Origin of the sequence: Cohnella sp. GbtcB17 (genome assembly GCF_019091135.1) — a bacterium.
In the GTDB taxonomy this organism is placed as follows: domain Bacteria; phylum Bacillota; class Bacilli; order Paenibacillales; family Paenibacillaceae; genus Cohnella.
On sequence record NZ_JAGXJW010000036.1, the window covers coordinates 25,306 to 40,061 of the forward strand.

Consider the following 14,756-nt stretch of genomic DNA (forward strand, 5'->3'; position numbering starts at 1 on the left):
CGCGCGAGAGATTTACGTTGATTGCGTCATCGAACGGCGCTCCATGCGGCGGAACAAAACCGCGAACACGGCAATGCAACCGACCGCGAGCACCGCATTGTACAGGAACACGTTGCGCATCCCCCAGATCTCGCTCGCTTCTCCGCCCGCGTAGCTCCCGATCAAGCGGGCGATGCCCAGACAGAGCAGCGCGTTTAGCGTCTGTCCGCTCGCTTTGAGTTCATCCGGCACTTCCCGGTTGATCATGGTAGCCATCGTGACGGACAATACGATAAAGATCAAGCCGTGCAGCACCTGCACCGGAATCGTCCAATAGGGATCATGGATGGCCGAGAACAAGTACCACCGCAGCGCCGCCGCGATGCCTGCCCCGAACAAAATGTAGTGGATGCGTACCCGCTGAAATATTTTGCCCGCCAGCAGCAGGAACGGTACCTCGCTCAGCGACGACAGAACCATCGACCAGCCGAGCCAGGCGTTGCTGCCGCCCAATTCCTGAAAATATAAAGGAAAAAACGTATAGTAGTAGCCCAACGTGATATGAAGAACGAAATTGACCGCCAAATAGAAGACGAGCTTGCGATTGCGAAACAAGATCCAAATTCGGATGCGACGTCCCTGCTTCTGGTGGCCGGCGACCGACGGAAAGCGGAGGACGAACGCGAAAGATACGGCCATGACCATCGCGTAGACCGCAAACATCAGGTCTACCCGCTTCTCGGCAATCAAGCCGAACACGATCGACATGAGCGCGAATCCGAGCGTGCCCGCCAGCCGAATGCGGCTGAATCCGCCCGCCCAGCGGCGCCGATCCAATTCTTCAAGCGTGATCGCGTCGCTGAGGGCGAAGATCGAGGCCTGGAAAAAAGTAAAGATGCTGATCATGCCTAGCAAATAGCCGAACCCGTCGGATAAAGGATACAGCAGCATCGCGCCTCCGCTCCCGGCGATCAGCAGCAGCAATATATGATTTTTGGTCTTGGCCCTGTCGCTGAGCGTTCCCCATACCGGCTGCGCAAATATGGCCACCAGCGGGCCGATGCCAAGCAGGATGCCGATCTGCGAGGCGTCAAACCCCGCATCGCGGAAGTAGAGCGGGATAAAAGTGCCGTATACCGCGTTGCCCATATAAATGAAGAAATAGAACAGATAGAAATAGGATAGCCGAACCGATGCTGTCATAAGTCGAAGTCGCTTCCTTTGCGGCAGGTTAAACAAGATGCCTCTAGCATAAGCCTTGCTGCCGGCAAGATCAACGCTGAATCGCCACAAGCCGGGACCGACATCCGCATCGGAAGTCGGTCCCGGCTTGCATTTAATCGTCCACCCGTACCCAAGCGCCTGTCCGGCGGCTTTCCAGAATGGCGTCGATCACCTTCATGATGCCATGTCCGTCGGCCAGCGTCGCGAACGACGCCGGTCCGGGACGGTGCGCCTCTCCGGCTTCCCGCTTGCTCATCGCCTCCCGATAGAAGTCGGCCATCAGATTGCGCAGCGCATCCGGCCAGCCTTCCTCGTGCCCGCCGGGGAAGTGCGCCAGCCGGGCGGCTTCCGGAGACAGCAAGCCGGGATCGCGCATCCGCTCGCGGTTGGGCTCGCTGCGCTTGCCTTCCCAGAGCCGGTTCGGATTCTCCTGGTCCCAGCACAAGGAGGATTCGGCCGCCGCTATCTCGAAGAGCAGCCGGTTCTTGCGGCCCGCACTGACCTGGGAGACGGTGAACACGCCGCGGGTGCCGTCCTCGAAGCGGAGCAGCACGGAGCCCGCGTCCTCTGTCGCGACTTCGAACGCCTCGCGGTCGCCGTCATCCGCTTGTCCGAATGTTGCCGCAGCCAGCCTCGGCTTATACCGCACGGGATGCACCGTACTCAGATCGGCGAACACCTCCGAGATCCGGCTGTTCAACACGAACTGAACGGTATCGCACCAATGGGAGCCGATATCCGCGATCGCGCGGGACTCGCCGTTCACCCCGGGCTCCAGCCTCCAGCTGTAGTCGGTATCGTAGAGCAGCCAGTCCTGGAAGTAGCCGCCGTGGACCAGATGCGCCTTGCCGATCTCGCCGCTGCGCAGCATGGACCGGGCCTGCACGACCATCGGGAAGTGCCTGTAATTGAAGCAGACGCCGCTCACGCCCTTGCTGTTCTCCGCCAGCCGCGCCAGTTCCGCCGATTGTGCGCTGTTCATCGCCAGCGGCTTCTCGGACAGCAGATGCTTCCCGGCCAGAAGTACGTCCCGGTTGACGGCAAAGTGCAGCACGTTCGGCGTGCAGTTGTGGACGGCCTCCACCGCCTCGTCCGCGATCAGATCGCCATAGCTTCCATAGGCGGCAGGGATGCCGTATTTGTCAGCCAACGCCCGTGCCTTGGCCTCGCTGCTGCCCGCGACCGCGACGACCTTCACCTCAGGCAGCCGCAGCAGCGCCTGAATATGGAAGTCGGCCGAAAAGCCCGTCCCGATCACGCCGACGCCCATCTTGCCGTTGTCCATTCCGATTCCCTCCGCCCTTTCATATGTCAGGCCCGGCTTCTTCCGATATCTCGTCTTCCTATTCGTTCATAATCTCGTCGATCGTGACCGGGCGCCCAAGCTCCGCCGAGCGCACCGCCCCGATGACCATCGCCATGCTCTTGATATTGTCCGCACCGGACGTCTCCGGCGCGCGATTGTCGTCGATCGCCAGCGAGAACTCCAGCAGCGTCGCCTGCCGTTCCTCGGCAGGAAGACGGAGCAGGTCCGCTTGAAGCGCGCCCCTTTTCTCCACCGCCCCCTCCTGGAATACGGTCTTGAACAGGTCATGGGGCTTCACCGTCACTTCGTTGTCAGCCCAATGGATCTCGCCGCCGTCTCCTTGGATGCGCCAATCGCCGTCCCAGGTCGTCTCCCAGCCCCGCGATACCCAGCTGCCGGTATAGGAGACGCGTGCGCCGTTCGACATCTCGAACAGTACGGTGGCCGCCGCATTGCCTGCGAACCTGCTCCAGCGCGGATTCCAGCTGACCGCCGTGATCTTGACCGGCTCCAGGCCCAGAATGCCGCGGATCTGATCGAAGTGATGGATCGCCATGTCGGTGATAAGCGGCTCCTCCATCTCGGTGCGAAAGCCCGTGAACGCAGGATCCTTCTGAAATTGAATGTAGACGCTGCCGATCTCGCCGATCAGATCGCGGCCGAGCAGGGACTTGACGGTCTGCGGGGCGCGCTTGAACCGGTAATTCTGTCCTACCATCAGCTTGCGGCCGAGCCGATCGGCCGCCTCGACGATGCGGCGCGCATCCTGAATCGTGTGCGCGAGCGGCTTCTCGACGATGCAATCGAGCCCCCGCTCCATCGCTTCGATCGCGACGGAAGCGTGGAACTGGGGCGGCACGATGACGAGTGCCGCATCCGCATGGACGACGGCGAGCGCCTCGCCCAGCGAGGAGAAGCATTGCCTCTCCCGGTCCAGGCCGAACTGCGCAGCCGCTTTGTCCAGCAGCTCTGCATTCAGATCGACGATCGCGGCCAGCTCCCATACGGCGGAGTCCACGACGACCTGCTGCCAGCTCCAGCCCCATCCGCCGATGCCGATTTGAATCATTTTCCGTTTCATACGGTTTTCTCTCCTTTGTGCCTATCCTTGTTGTTCGGGCCTATCCGCCCGTTTATTTCTTAAACTTGTTGCCCCACAGGTTCGGATCGTCGACGTTGTCCTTCGTCACGAGCGTCGCCGGCATATACTGCTCTTTGGTCACTTCCTTGCCGTCGATCTTGTCGACGGCCGCTTGAACGGCCGCGGCGCCCATCTCGAACGGATCCTGCTGGACCGTGGCATCCTGCTGACCCTTGCGGATACGGTCGAGCGCTTCCGGGGTGCCGTCCGTGCCGACGATCATGATGTGCCCGGCTTCGCCTACGTTTTTAAGCTTGCCGATCTGGCGCAGTCCGCCGAGAATGCCGCGGATCATATCGTCGTTATGGGAGAAAATCGCGTTGATGTCGGGATTGGCCGTGACGGAATCGGCGGTGATGTTCTGGGCGTTCTCCGCTTGCCAGTCGGCGTTTTTGGAGATGACCTTGAAGTCGGGGGAAGCCTTCATGCCTTCGTTGAAGCCGCCACCGCGGAGCACGGCATGGTAGGCGCCTTGCGCGCCGGTATTTTCCAGCACAGTTCCCTTTTGCAGTTGCTTGATGATATACTCCGCCGCCATTTTGCCGGCTTTTTTGTTGTCGAAGGTGACGCTGCTGACGACGTCAGCGCCCTCGGAGACGACGCTGTCCACGGTGACGACCGGGATGCCGGCTTGATTCGCTTTTTTGACGCCCGGAACGAGCTCGTCGGAGTTGTTCGGAGCGAGGACGATGGCGTCGACCTTCTTCGCGATGTTGTCTTCGATCTGGCCGATCTGCGTCTGGCTGTTGGACTGTCCGTCCAGAACCGTCACCTCTACGCCCAGCTCCGCCGCCTTCTGCTGAATGCCCTGATCCAGCGCGACCATGAATTCGAAGCCGCGGCTGTAGAGGAGCACGGCGATTTTTTTCTTGCCGCCGCCGGCTGCGGGTTGCGCGCTGCCGGAGGCAGCTGCGGAAGCGCTTGCGGAATTGTCGGAGCTGCCGGCGGAATTGCCGGCGGAATTGCTGGTGGAGTTGCCGGACGAACCGCATGCGGATAAGACGACTGCGAGCAGCGTAATCGATAATGTGCTGACCAACGATTTTTTCATAGGAAAAGCTCCTCTCTTGGCATAGGGGACAGGCTTATTTGGATAAGCCCGCCTTGGAATACTTGCGTCGGTACACGTCCAGCAGCGCGGCCACAAGGATGACGACGCCTTTGACAAGCTGATCCCAAGCCGGCGGAACGCCGAGCAGGTTGACTGCATTCGATACGAGGGAGATGAGCAGCACCCCGAGCAGCGTGCCGAGGATGTTGCCCTGTCCGCCGAACAAGCTCGTGCCTCCGATGACGACCGCCGCGATGACGGTCAGCTCGATGCCGTTGCCCGCGGTCGGACCGGCCGACTCGAGACGCGCCGAGAGCAGAATACCCGCGACGGCGGCCATCAGTCCCGACAGAACGTAGGTCATTGTGATGACCCGCTTGGTGCGGATGCCCGCCAGCCGGGCGGCCAGCTCATTGCCGCCGCTGGCATAGACCGAGCGGCCGTAGACCGTATTGGACAAAATGATATGGGCGATGACGGCGAGCAGTCCGACGAGGAGCAGGATGACGGGAATGCCCAATATCCGTCCATTGGCCAGATAGACGTAGCTGTCCGGGACCGGAGAGATATTTGCGCCGTTCGTGTAGATTAAAATGATCCCCCTGCCGATCCCCATGGATGCCAACGTGACGATCAGAGCCGGCACCTGAAACCGGGTGATGATAAAGCCGTTGAAAATACCGAACGCAATACCGATAATCAGACTGACCAGCACCCCGACGATGACCGGCATGCCGTGATGCTCGATGAGCCCGAGCCCGACCGCGGAGGAGACGGCCAGTACGGAGCCGACCGACTGATCGATGCCGCCCGTCATAATGACGAAGGTGGAGCCGATGGCAAGCGCGGCCAGAATCGTCGATTGAATGAGGAGATTCACGATGTTGGTCGTCGACAGGAAGACAGGCGACAGGATGCTCAGCACGATGCCGAATACGAGAATGACGAGGAACAGTCCCAGACTTCCCATATACCGGCCGAGGCTTTTCTGACTGATTTTCGATGTGCCGCTCTTCTGTCCGGCACGGGCGGATCCGGCTCCCGCCTCTTGTTCATGAACCCGTTGCATACTTAAGCACCTCTTCTTTGGTTGCGTCCGGTCCGGCCAATTCGGCTACGGTGCTGCCGTCCCTGACGACGACGATACGGTCGCTCATGGACAGCAGCTCAAGCAGGTCGGACGAGATCAGAATAATCGCGAGGCCCTGACGCACCAGCTCTTCGATCAGCGACTGGATCTCCGCCCTCGCGCCGACGTCGACGCCGCGAGTCGGCACGCCCAGAACCAGGATCTTGGGCAGGACGGCCAGCCATCTGGCCAGCACGACCTACTGCTGATTGCCGCCGCTCAGCGAAGAGACAGGCGTGTCGATCGAAGGGGTCTTGATCCGCAGCTGCTCCTTGTAGCTCTGAACGAGATCCGTTTCCTGCCCGCCCTTGATCCAGCCAAACCGCTGCAGCCGGCCGAGCACCGACAGCGTTGCATTGTTCTTCACGCTTCCCTGCAGGACGAGACCCTGATTTTTCCGGTCCTCTGGTACCAGCCCGATGCCTTTGCGAATGGCGTCCAGCGGATCGCGAATGCGCACGGTCTCGTTTTGCAAAATGATCTCGCCCTCGTCGATCCGGTCGACGCCGAACAGACAGCGCGCAATCTCCGTCCTTCCGGAGCCGACGAGGCCGGCGAAGCCGACGATCTCGCCTTCGTGGAGGTGGAAGTTCACGTTCCGGAGCGCCCCGGAACGTCCCAATCCCCTGACCTCGAGCACCTTGCGGCCGTGAACGCCTTTGTTTTTGCGCTCCAGCGAGACATCTCGTCCCACCATGAGGCGGACGACCTTGTCCGGATCCATCTCTTCCTTCGATGCCGATTGTACCACCGCTCCGTCGCGGATGACCGTGATATCGTCGGCCAGATCGAACACCTCCTCCATCCGGTGGGACACGTACAATATAGCGAGGCCGCGTTTTTTCAGGTCCTTGATGATGCTGAGCAGCCTCGACGTCTCGGACTCGGACAACGAAGCCGTCGGCTCGTCAAGAATTAAAATCTTCGTATCGACGGACAAAGAACGCGCGATCTCGACGAGCTGCTGCTCTCCCGTCGACAGCTCGGCCACCTTCGATTTCGGATCGATGGCGGCGTTCAGCAGGGCGAGCGAGCTTGCCGCCTTTTGCTGCGCGCTCTTCCAGTCGATCAGTCCGGAGCCGGCCTTCGGCAGCCGGCCGAGCGATATGTTCTCGGCGACGGACAGCTCCGGCACGAGCAGCAGCTCCTGGTGAATGATCGAGATGCCGAGCCGCTGCGATTCGCGCGGGTTGGCGATCCGCAGCGGCTGCCCGTCGAGCGCGATCTCGCCTTCGTCCGGCATGTAGTGCCCGGCGAGAATCTTGATCAAGGTGGACTTGCCCGCCCCGTTCTCGCCGACAAGACAGTGAACCGAACCGCCGCGCAGTTTGAAATGCATGTTCTTCAAGGCGGTGACGCCGGAGAAGCGCTTGACGACGTTGCGGACTTCCAGCGATTCGATCATGCGAATACCTTTTTCAGAAACGCGATGCCCTCCGCGGCGATCGCATCCTGGGTCGGCGCCAGCTTCCGCCACTGGGATACGGCTCTGGCAATCTCCTTGATCTCGGTCGTGAACGCTTCGATCACGATGTAGCCGTCATAATTTACGTCCCGCAGCGCCCCGGCCGTTTGCTCCCAAGGGATGTGACCGGTGCCCGGGATGGCGCGGTCGTTTTCGCAGGTATGGAAGTTAAAAATATGCTTGCCGGCCAGCCGGATCGCGTCGGCAATGTTTTTCTCCTCCAAATTCATGTGGAACGTATCCAGCAAAAAGCCGAGGTTCGATTGCCCCACCTTATCCAGCAGCTCCAGCCCCTGCTCGACCGTGTTGATCAGATCCGTCTCGTAGCGGTTGAGCGGCTCGATCGCCAGCTTGACGCCTCGCTGCCCCGCATAGTCCGCCGCCATCTTCAGATGCTCGACCGTCCATGCCCACTGCTGCTTTTTCTCGTCCGGACCCAGCAGCCGCGTCTTGCCCGTTGCCGAATACATCGGACCGGAGACGAGCGGCGAGCCGAGCTTAACGGCAAAGTCGACACAGGTCTTGATGTAGGCAAGCCCTTCCGCACGGATGCCGGCATCCTCGGAGCTGATGTCCCGGTTCGGACCGAAAGCGCCGCATACGAGCGCTTCTACGCCCTGCTTGTCCAGATATTCCCGCGTCTGCTCCGCCGGAATGGTGGCGGGATCCTCAATGCAGATCTCCAGGACGTCGAATCCCATTTCCTTGACCTTGTCCGCCAGATGGAACGTAGCGGGAGAGAAGGGCGATGCCCAGATGAATGTGCTTGCGCCGAATTTCATGCGATCTCCTCCTCCTGCGGTTTAGAGCGATTTTTCGATTTCTTTAATGAACGCGATCGATTGCTGCGTGTATTCGTCGAAGAACTCCTTGCCGCCGCCCTTTTGCATAACCCCGAACGGGTCGGCCGCCGCCGGGAGAATCTCGAAGGTCAGATAGCCTTGATAATCGATATCCTTCAGCGCCTGCAGTACGGGACGGAAGTCCGTATGGCCGATGCCCGGCGCCGCGCGGTTGCTGTCCGCCAGATGAATATGGATAAGCGCGCTGCCGCTGGCGCGGATGGCGTCAGCGTTGTTCGTCTCCTCGATGTTCATATGGAAGGTGTCGCCCATAATGCCGACGTTCGTCAGGTCGACATCCTTCATCATCGCAACGCATTGGTCCAGTCGGTTAAGCATGTACGTCTCGTAGCGGTTCCATGCTTCGATGCAGAGATTGACGTTCAGCGATGCGGCGTATTCTCCGCCCTCGCGAATGCCTTCGACCGCCCACTTCCATTCGTCCGACGCGGCTCCCAGCTCCTTGATCCGCATGTTCGCGGCCGGTGCGACGATCATGACCGGAGCCCCCACCTCGGCTGACATGTCCGCGATGCGTTTGACGTACTCCACGGCCTTCTTGCGTTTAGCCGGGTCTGGATGAGCAAGGTCCCGCTCCGCGTTGTAGATCGAGCATATCGAGGAGACAGCCATATTGTGATCGCTTACAACTTGGCGAACTTCCTTCGTATCGTAGAGCGCCGGCTCGCCGACCAGCTCAATGGCATCGTAGCCGAACTTGGACAAGCGCTGCACGCTTGCGCCAATGGATTCACCATGGTAGACGAGAGCGTCAAAGCTGTACTTGAACATTTAAGGTTCCTCCCGGGATTGTGAATTTTGAGGGCTGTCGGACGGCGGCGTCGCTCCGGAATCGACGGGCCGGCTTTGCCTTGACTCCATACTACTCAGCAACCGGTTACAAAACAATTCAGCAAAATTGAGATTCGATTATAAATAATTGCGCTTTCATTTCCGCAAAATAATGCAATTAGTTAAAAAAAGCCCGTCCGCGCGACTGAGCGGACAGACTTCGGTTCACGATCAGGAGATCAGTACAGCAATTTGCTCCTCGCTCGTCTCGCTGCTCTTGCAGTTCTCTATAATTTTGCCGCCCCGCATGACCAGAATCCGATTGCACAAGCCGACCAGCTCCTGAATGTCCGACGAGATCAGTAGGATCCCTTTGCCCTGGCGCGCCAGGTTGTGTATTTGCACATACAGCTCCGCTTTGGCACCGACATCGATTCCCTGCGTCGGTTCGTCGAGCAGGTAAACTTCACTGTCCGCGGCGAGCCATCTGCCGAGCATGACTTTCTGCTGATTGCCGCCGCTCAAATACTTCACCTGCTGATTCAGATGGTTCAACTTGATATCCAGCCCGACGATCTTGTCAAGCGCGAGCTCCCGCTCCTCCCCCCTGTGCAGGAACTTGTAGCGGTTGATCTTGTCGAGGCTGGAGATCGACAGGTTTTCCGTCACGCTCATATTCATCAGCAGCCCCGAATCGATGCGGTTCTCACGGACGTAGCCGAGATTCTGCTTCACTGCATCATAAGGATCGGCGACTTCGACCGGCTTCTCGTCGCGGTATATCGCGCCATGGTCCTTGCGCATCTGGCCGAACAACGTGTCGGCGAGCTCCGTCCTCCCGGCTCCCGCCATCCCGGCTACGCCAACGATCTCGCCCTGACGCAACGCGAAGCTGATATCCTGCAGCTCCGGCCACCTGGTCAGCTTCTCGACGCGCAGCAGCTCCTTGCCGAACTGCTCGCGGATCGGCGGAAACAGATTGCCGATCTCCCGCCCGAGCATAAGCGCAGCCGTCTGTTTCTCGGACAGTCCTTCCACGCTGCGCGTGATCACATGCTTGCCGTCGCGCAGGATGGTGATCCGATCGCACAGATTCGCTATTTCTTTCAGGCGATGGGTAATATAAACGATGCCGATGCCCTGCGAGCTGCAATCCCGCACCAGATCGAAGAGGCGTCCCCGGTCCTGGTGGGGCAGGTAATCGCTGGGCTCGTCCATAATCAATATTTTCGGCTTGCGCGAGATGGCCTGCGCGATCGCCACCAAGTACCTGTCGCTGGCGGACAAATAACGGACAAGCGTATCGGGATGAAGGCTGCTGCCTAACGAGCGGAGCAGCTGCTTGGCCTGTCTCCTTCGCCTGCGGTTGTTCGTGAAGATGCCCATCAAATCGGCTTGGCGAGACAAAAATATATTTTCCGCCACGGTCATGTCGGGCAATAGCGGGGGTTCCTGATGCACGATTGCGATGCCCAGTTTTTTCGCATGATAAGGCGATCCGATCGACACCTCGCGGTCCTCCAGCATAAATGTGCCGGAGTCCGGCTGATGGACACCCGCGATCAGATGGGCAAGCGTAGACTTTCCGGCCCCATTCTCGCCGATCAGTGCGTGGACCTCGCCGGCTTTCAGCTCAAAGCGGATGTCGTCAAGCACCTTGACGCCGTAGAATGTTTTCGTCACATTTTTGAGTAATAAAAGCACGGAAGCACCTCGCTTCGGCGGGACAGAAGATACACTTCAGTTTATACAAGATAGGCATGATGTAAAATAACGATTGTTGTCCATTGATTATAAATTATTGCGAACCTTATCGGGAATCCTTGAATTCGGAAACACACAACTTTAATATGTACAATAATCGCAGGCGTACGATTCAGTTCGATCGCTGTTCGCTGGAGGAGGATGCCGACCGTATGTTCGCAGGGGAAATGCCCGATATCGTCCGCCATCCCTCCTTCGTCCAGTCGTTCTCCCTCGCCGGCGAGCCTTCGTGGAGCAACCCTCTCGGCAGCGGCGACCGTACAGACCTGTTCCTCGTTCAAGAGGGGCGCGGCGAATGTCTGATCGACGACATGATCATCTCTCTATCCGCTGGCGATGTGCTGGCACCGGCTCCCGGCAAAACCTATGAACTTGTCTCCTCCGCCCAAGCTCCGTTGACGGGCATCGTCATCGCCTGCGGCGGCGTCTCCTTATCAGGATTGCCCCAAGGCTGCGTCATCTCTCCGGAGGCGGTGCCGGTTGTGAATCTCGGCCACGATTTCAGCTCCGTCAACCGCTATTTTACGGATATCCACACCGAAGCCAAGAGCCCGTCGTACGGCTCCCGCGATCTTATTCAATTGCTGATGCAGGCCGCATTTGTCATTCTGCTGCGCAAGCTGTACCATGCCGAGCGGCAGACTGCGCCCACGACCGCGATGACGGTCAAAGCGTACATCGAGGAAAATTTTAACCGCGACCTGACGCTTAGCGATTTAGCCAACCTGGTGTTTGTAAGCCCTTATCACTTGGCCCATCTTTATAAGGACGAAATGGGCGTCTCCCCGATCCAGTACTTGATCCATTGCCGGATCGAGGAAGCCAAGCGGCTGCTTCAGCACTCTAATTTGACAATACGTGAAATCGCTTCCAGGATCGGATATCCGAACGCCATTTATTTTAATCTGATGTTCAAAAAAATAACGGGCATGCCGCCGGGGAAGTATCGCAAGAAGAGCTGAGGCGGGGTCGTGGCCCGGCACATCCGCGCGCATGGCGGCGATCAATTTATTTTCGTCGCCGCATATGCCTCCTCCTCACGGCAAATTAAATATTAAACCCGCCGGTAATATGAAGATCCGTTCCCGTGACTTGCGAAGACTCGTTCGCCAGCAGATAGATGACGCCGTAGGCCATATCTTCCACCGTTTGAAGCCGTCCGCTCGGCACTTCGGACCTTCCAAGAGCTTCGAGTTCCTGTGCGCCGCTTCCGTTCTTTTCTACTCTGGCGACCTCGCCTTCCGTAGCCACCCATCCTACCGTCACCCAGTTAGACCGGATTTTATGCGCCGCATAGTTTCTGGCGATATGCTTGTTGAGCGTATGCATGGCGCCTTTGGCGCATCCGTAGGCAGCGAGGTCGTCAATTCCCCCGAACCCGTGGGTGGAGCCCATATGGACGATCGACCCGCCGCCCGACTTCAGCATGTGTTCGATCGCGAACCTGGAGCAGAAAAAAGCGCTTTTCATGTTCACGTCGAACACCTGGTCATACAGCGCATCGTCCGTCTCCAGCAGCGTCGCCCGGGGGAACCAACCGGCATTGTTGACAAGCCCGTCTATCCTTCCGAATCGGTTGACTGTGCGCTCGATGAATAGCCGGCATGTCGCAGATTCCGCGATATTGCCCTGAACGAAGCAGATTCGATCGCCGTACTCGGCCGACAGGCGCGAATCCAGCTCTTCGCCTTCGGAAGCGCTCCTTCCGCCGAACGCCACCATTGCGCCTTCCCGGACCGCCATCTCTACGATCCCTCTGCCGATCCCCTTCGTACCGCCGGTAACGGCAATCACCTTGTCTTTCAGACGTCCTTCCATTGAAACGCTCCTCTCTTATCGGGCCAAATATCCCCCGTCGACGGGTATAACCGCCCCTGTAATATAGTTGGATGCCTCCGAGGACAAAAACACGGCGATACCCGACAGGTCCTCCGGCGTGCCCCAGCGGCCGGCCGGAATTCTCGCTGTAATGGCAGGATACCGTACCGAATCCTCATGCAGATCCTTATTCATGCTCGTGTCCATGTATCCGGGAGCGATCGCGTTCACCTGAATGCCCTGGCCGGCCCATTCGTTCGAGAGCGACTTGGTTAACTGCGCTACGCCGCCTTTGCTCGCCGCATAGGCAGTCGCATTGAAGCCGCCGATGAAGCTCAGCATGGACGCCATGTTGATGATTTTGCCTCCGCCTCTCTTCAACATAACCTCGCCGGCATATTTGCACAACTGAAAAACGGCAGAGAGGTTAAGCTCGATCACCCGATCCCATGCCTCCAGCGGCAAATCCAGGCAAGATCGGCGATCGTGCATGCCGGCGTTGTTGATCAAGATATCAAGCCGGCCCCCGAGCAGCTCCACGGCATCCGTGAACGAACGCAACAAATCTTCCCGGTCCGACAAGTCGCCCCTCACGGCAAAAGCCGTCGGCCCACTTTCGCTCAACTTGAGCGCGGCCTCCGTCGCTTCGTCGCTCACGTCCAATATCACCACTTCGGCCCCGGCATCGTGCAGACCTCTGGCCATCCCGTACCCCAAACCGCGGCTAGCGCCTGTGACGATCGCCTTTTTCCCTGTCAAATCAAACATGGTCCGCATCCTCCGCCTCGTTAATATCGCGCGACGACCATTTTTTTGCGCGTATAGAACGCCACGCCGTCTTTGCCGTTGGCATGCAAATCGCCGTAGAACGATTTTTTGTAGCCGGAGAACGGGAAGAAGGCCATGGGCGCCGGTACCCCCACATTGATCCCCAGCATTCCCGCGTCCATCGTCTCGCGGAACTGACGGACCGATCTGGCATCGTACGTATAAATGCATCCTCCGTTGGCAAAATCCGACGCGTTGGCCAGCTCGATCGCTTCCTCAAGGGTGACCGCCCGAACGACTTGAAGGACAGGGGCGAATATTTCATCGTTCCATATGTTCATCCCTTTGCGGGCATGGTCGAAAATCGTAGGGCCCAGAAAATACCCCGACCGACCGCTCGCTGCATGCTCCCTGCCGTCCAGGACAAGCGTCGCTCCTTCGCGCACGCCTTCTTCGATATATTGAACGGTTCGTTTTTTGTGTGCTTCGCGGATGACGGGTCCGAGAAACGTTCCTTTGTCCCTGCCGTCGCCGACAGTCAAGTTCCTTGCCGCGTCCGCCAGCTTTTTCACAAGCTCGTCGGCAATGCTTCCCACCGCTACGACGACCGAGCAGGCCATGCAGCGTTCTCCCGCCGAGCCGAATGCAGCGCCGACGATTTCTTTTACCGCCAGCTCCAAATCCGCATCGGGCATGACGATGGAATGATTTTTGGCTCCCCCGAGTGCCTGGACTCGTTTTCCATGGGCGGCGGCCGTCCGGTATACGTACTCCGCTACCGGCTGGGAGCCGACGAACGAGATGGCGGCTACGTCCGGATGCTCCAGCAATCCGTTGACTACGTCGTGGGCGCCGTGCACGATATTAAGTACGCCGTCCGGCAGTCCCGCTTCGCCGAACAGCTCCGCCAAGCGATTCGCCAGCAGCGGCGTACGTTCCGAGGGCTTCAGCACAAACGTATTGCCGCAAGCGATCGCCAGCGGGAACATCCAGCAAGGCACCATCATCGGAAAGTTGAACGGCGTAATGCCGCCGACCACGCCGATCGGATAATGATACATCGCGGATTCGATATTCGTGGCGATGTCCGGCAGCTGACTGCCCATCATCAAGGTCGGCACCCCGGCCGCGAACTCCACGCACTCGATGCCGCGCTGCACTTCGCCGTAAGCCTCGGCATAGCTCTTGCCGTTCTCCAGCGTGATAAGTTTGGCCAGTTCGTCCCAACGATCGACGAGAAGCTGCTGATACTTGAACAGAATCCGCGCTCTCTTGGGAACCGCGACTTTGCTCCACTCTTTGAAAGCCTTGCTTGCCGCCCGTACAGCCTGATCCAGTTCGTCCTTGGTGGACAAGGGAACGCGAGCCACTTCTTCTCCCGTTGCCGGATTCGGAACCGGGTCCGATTGCTCCGATGCCGAGACCGTCCATTGCCCCCCAATAAAATTAGGTACCGTCGTTATAGATGCTGTCATAT

The 14,756-nt window shown here is 58.9% G+C and carries 14 protein-coding genes; 1 reads left to right on the forward strand and 13 read right to left on the reverse strand.

Annotated features, from left to right (window positions below):
* Positions 1-12: 12 nt before the first annotated feature.
* The 10 genes from KVT38_RS19770 to KVT38_RS35245 all read right to left on the reverse strand — a co-directional run bounded on the left by KVT38_RS19770 (position 13) and on the right by KVT38_RS35245 (position 10,633).
* Complete coding sequence (locus tag KVT38_RS19770) at positions 13-1,182, reverse strand: MFS transporter (RefSeq protein ID WP_217595468.1); 1,170 nt, start codon at positions 1,180-1,182, stop codon at positions 13-15.
* A 133-nt stretch (positions 1,183-1,315) separates the two neighbouring features.
* Positions 1,316-2,488 carry a Gfo/Idh/MocA family protein gene (locus KVT38_RS19775; RefSeq protein WP_254639359.1) on the reverse strand — a complete coding sequence of 391 codons (1,173 nt, stop codon included), beginning with the start codon at positions 2,486-2,488 and terminating at the stop codon, positions 1,316-1,318.
* Between the two features lie 58 nt (positions 2,489-2,546).
* The gene (locus tag KVT38_RS19780) at positions 2,547-3,590 is read right to left on the reverse strand and encodes a Gfo/Idh/MocA family protein (RefSeq protein ID WP_217595469.1); all 1,044 of its coding nucleotides are present in this window, start codon (positions 3,588-3,590) and stop codon (positions 2,547-2,549) included.
* 52 nt (positions 3,591-3,642) lie between these two features.
* Complete coding sequence (locus tag KVT38_RS19785; protein ID WP_217595470.1) at positions 3,643-4,701, reverse strand: sugar ABC transporter substrate-binding protein; 1,059 nt, start codon at positions 4,699-4,701, stop codon at positions 3,643-3,645.
* Positions 4,702-4,735: 34 nt separating this feature from the next.
* On the reverse strand, positions 4,736-5,770 hold the full coding sequence (locus tag KVT38_RS19790; RefSeq protein WP_217595471.1) for an ABC transporter permease: 1,035 nt from the start codon (positions 5,768-5,770) through the stop codon (positions 4,736-4,738).
* Positions 5,754-6,026, reverse strand: coding sequence for a hypothetical protein (locus tag KVT38_RS19795; protein ID WP_217595472.1), 273 nt, complete (start codon positions 6,024-6,026; stop codon positions 5,754-5,756). The genes KVT38_RS19790 and KVT38_RS19795 overlap by 17 nt, the downstream gene beginning before the upstream one ends.
* 3 nt (positions 6,027-6,029) lie before the next feature.
* Positions 6,030-7,235 carry a sugar ABC transporter ATP-binding protein gene (locus tag KVT38_RS19800; protein ID WP_217595473.1) on the reverse strand — a complete coding sequence of 402 codons (1,206 nt, stop codon included), beginning with the start codon at positions 7,233-7,235 and terminating at the stop codon, positions 6,030-6,032.
* On the reverse strand, positions 7,232-8,077 hold the full coding sequence (locus KVT38_RS19805; RefSeq protein ID WP_217595474.1) for a sugar phosphate isomerase/epimerase family protein: 846 nt from the start codon (positions 8,075-8,077) through the stop codon (positions 7,232-7,234). The genes KVT38_RS19800 and KVT38_RS19805 overlap by 4 nt, the downstream gene beginning before the upstream one ends.
* Before the next feature lie 21 nt (positions 8,078-8,098).
* A complete protein-coding gene (locus KVT38_RS19810; protein ID WP_217595475.1) occupies positions 8,099-8,929 on the reverse strand; it encodes a sugar phosphate isomerase/epimerase family protein in 831 nt (276 codons plus the stop codon).
* Positions 8,930-9,160: 231 nt separating this feature from the next.
* Positions 9,161-10,633, reverse strand: coding sequence for a sugar ABC transporter ATP-binding protein (locus KVT38_RS35245; RefSeq protein WP_217595476.1), 1,473 nt, complete (start codon positions 10,631-10,633; stop codon positions 9,161-9,163).
* A 212-nt stretch (positions 10,634-10,845) separates the two neighbouring features.
* On the opposite strand from KVT38_RS35245, the gene KVT38_RS19820 reads away from it, so the two are divergent.
* Positions 10,846-11,655 carry an AraC family transcriptional regulator gene (locus KVT38_RS19820; RefSeq protein WP_217595477.1) on the forward strand — a complete coding sequence of 270 codons (810 nt, stop codon included), beginning with the start codon at positions 10,846-10,848 and terminating at the stop codon, positions 11,653-11,655.
* Positions 11,656-11,740: 85 nt separating this feature from the next.
* Here the strand turns inward: KVT38_RS19820 and KVT38_RS19825 are convergent, their stop codons facing one another.
* Genes KVT38_RS19825 through KVT38_RS19835 form a run of 3 tightly spaced genes read right to left on the reverse strand, consistent with a single transcriptional unit; the run spans position 11,741 to position 14,754 of the window.
* Positions 11,741-12,511 (reverse strand): SDR family NAD(P)-dependent oxidoreductase, encoded by a 771-nt coding sequence (locus KVT38_RS19825; protein ID WP_217595478.1) that lies wholly within the window; start codon positions 12,509-12,511, stop codon positions 11,741-11,743.
* 15 nt (positions 12,512-12,526) lie between these two features.
* On the reverse strand, positions 12,527-13,279 hold the full coding sequence (locus KVT38_RS19830; RefSeq protein WP_254639360.1) for an SDR family NAD(P)-dependent oxidoreductase: 753 nt from the start codon (positions 13,277-13,279) through the stop codon (positions 12,527-12,529).
* Between the two features lie 20 nt (positions 13,280-13,299).
* A complete protein-coding gene (locus tag KVT38_RS19835; protein ID WP_217595480.1) occupies positions 13,300-14,754 on the reverse strand; it encodes a CoA-acylating methylmalonate-semialdehyde dehydrogenase in 1,455 nt (484 codons plus the stop codon).
* Positions 14,755-14,756: the final 2 nt, after the last annotated feature.

Coding starts and splice junctions, on each gene's coding strand:
- KVT38_RS19770 (WP_217595468.1), bottom strand. CDS start 1,182: ATGACAGCATCGGTTCGGCTATCCTATTTCTATCTGTTCTATTTCTTC.
- KVT38_RS19775 (WP_254639359.1), bottom strand. CDS start 2,488: ATGGACAACGGCAAGATGGGCGTCGGCGTGATCGGGACGGGCTTTTCG.
- KVT38_RS19780 (WP_217595469.1), bottom strand. CDS start 3,590: ATGAAACGGAAAATGATTCAAATCGGCATCGGCGGATGGGGCTGGAGC.
- KVT38_RS19785 (WP_217595470.1), bottom strand. CDS start 4,701: ATGAAAAAATCGTTGGTCAGCACATTATCGATTACGCTGCTCGCAGTC.
- KVT38_RS19790 (WP_217595471.1), bottom strand. CDS start 5,770: ATGCAACGGGTTCATGAACAAGAGGCGGGAGCCGGATCCGCCCGTGCC.
- KVT38_RS19800 (WP_217595473.1), bottom strand. CDS start 7,235: ATGATCGAATCGCTGGAAGTCCGCAACGTCGTCAAGCGCTTCTCCGGC.
- KVT38_RS19805 (WP_217595474.1), bottom strand. CDS start 8,077: ATGAAATTCGGCGCAAGCACATTCATCTGGGCATCGCCCTTCTCTCCC.
- KVT38_RS19810 (WP_217595475.1), bottom strand. CDS start 8,929: ATGTTCAAGTACAGCTTTGACGCTCTCGTCTACCATGGTGAATCCATT.
- KVT38_RS19820 (WP_217595477.1), top strand. CDS start 10,846: ATGTTCGCAGGGGAAATGCCCGATATCGTCCGCCATCCCTCCTTCGTC.
- KVT38_RS19825 (WP_217595478.1), bottom strand. CDS start 12,511: ATGGAAGGACGTCTGAAAGACAAGGTGATTGCCGTTACCGGCGGTACG.
- KVT38_RS19830 (WP_254639360.1), bottom strand. CDS start 13,279: ATGTTTGATTTGACAGGGAAAAAGGCGATCGTCACAGGCGCTAGCCGC.
- KVT38_RS19835 (WP_217595480.1), bottom strand. CDS start 14,754: ATGACAGCATCTATAACGACGGTACCTAATTTTATTGGGGGGCAATGG.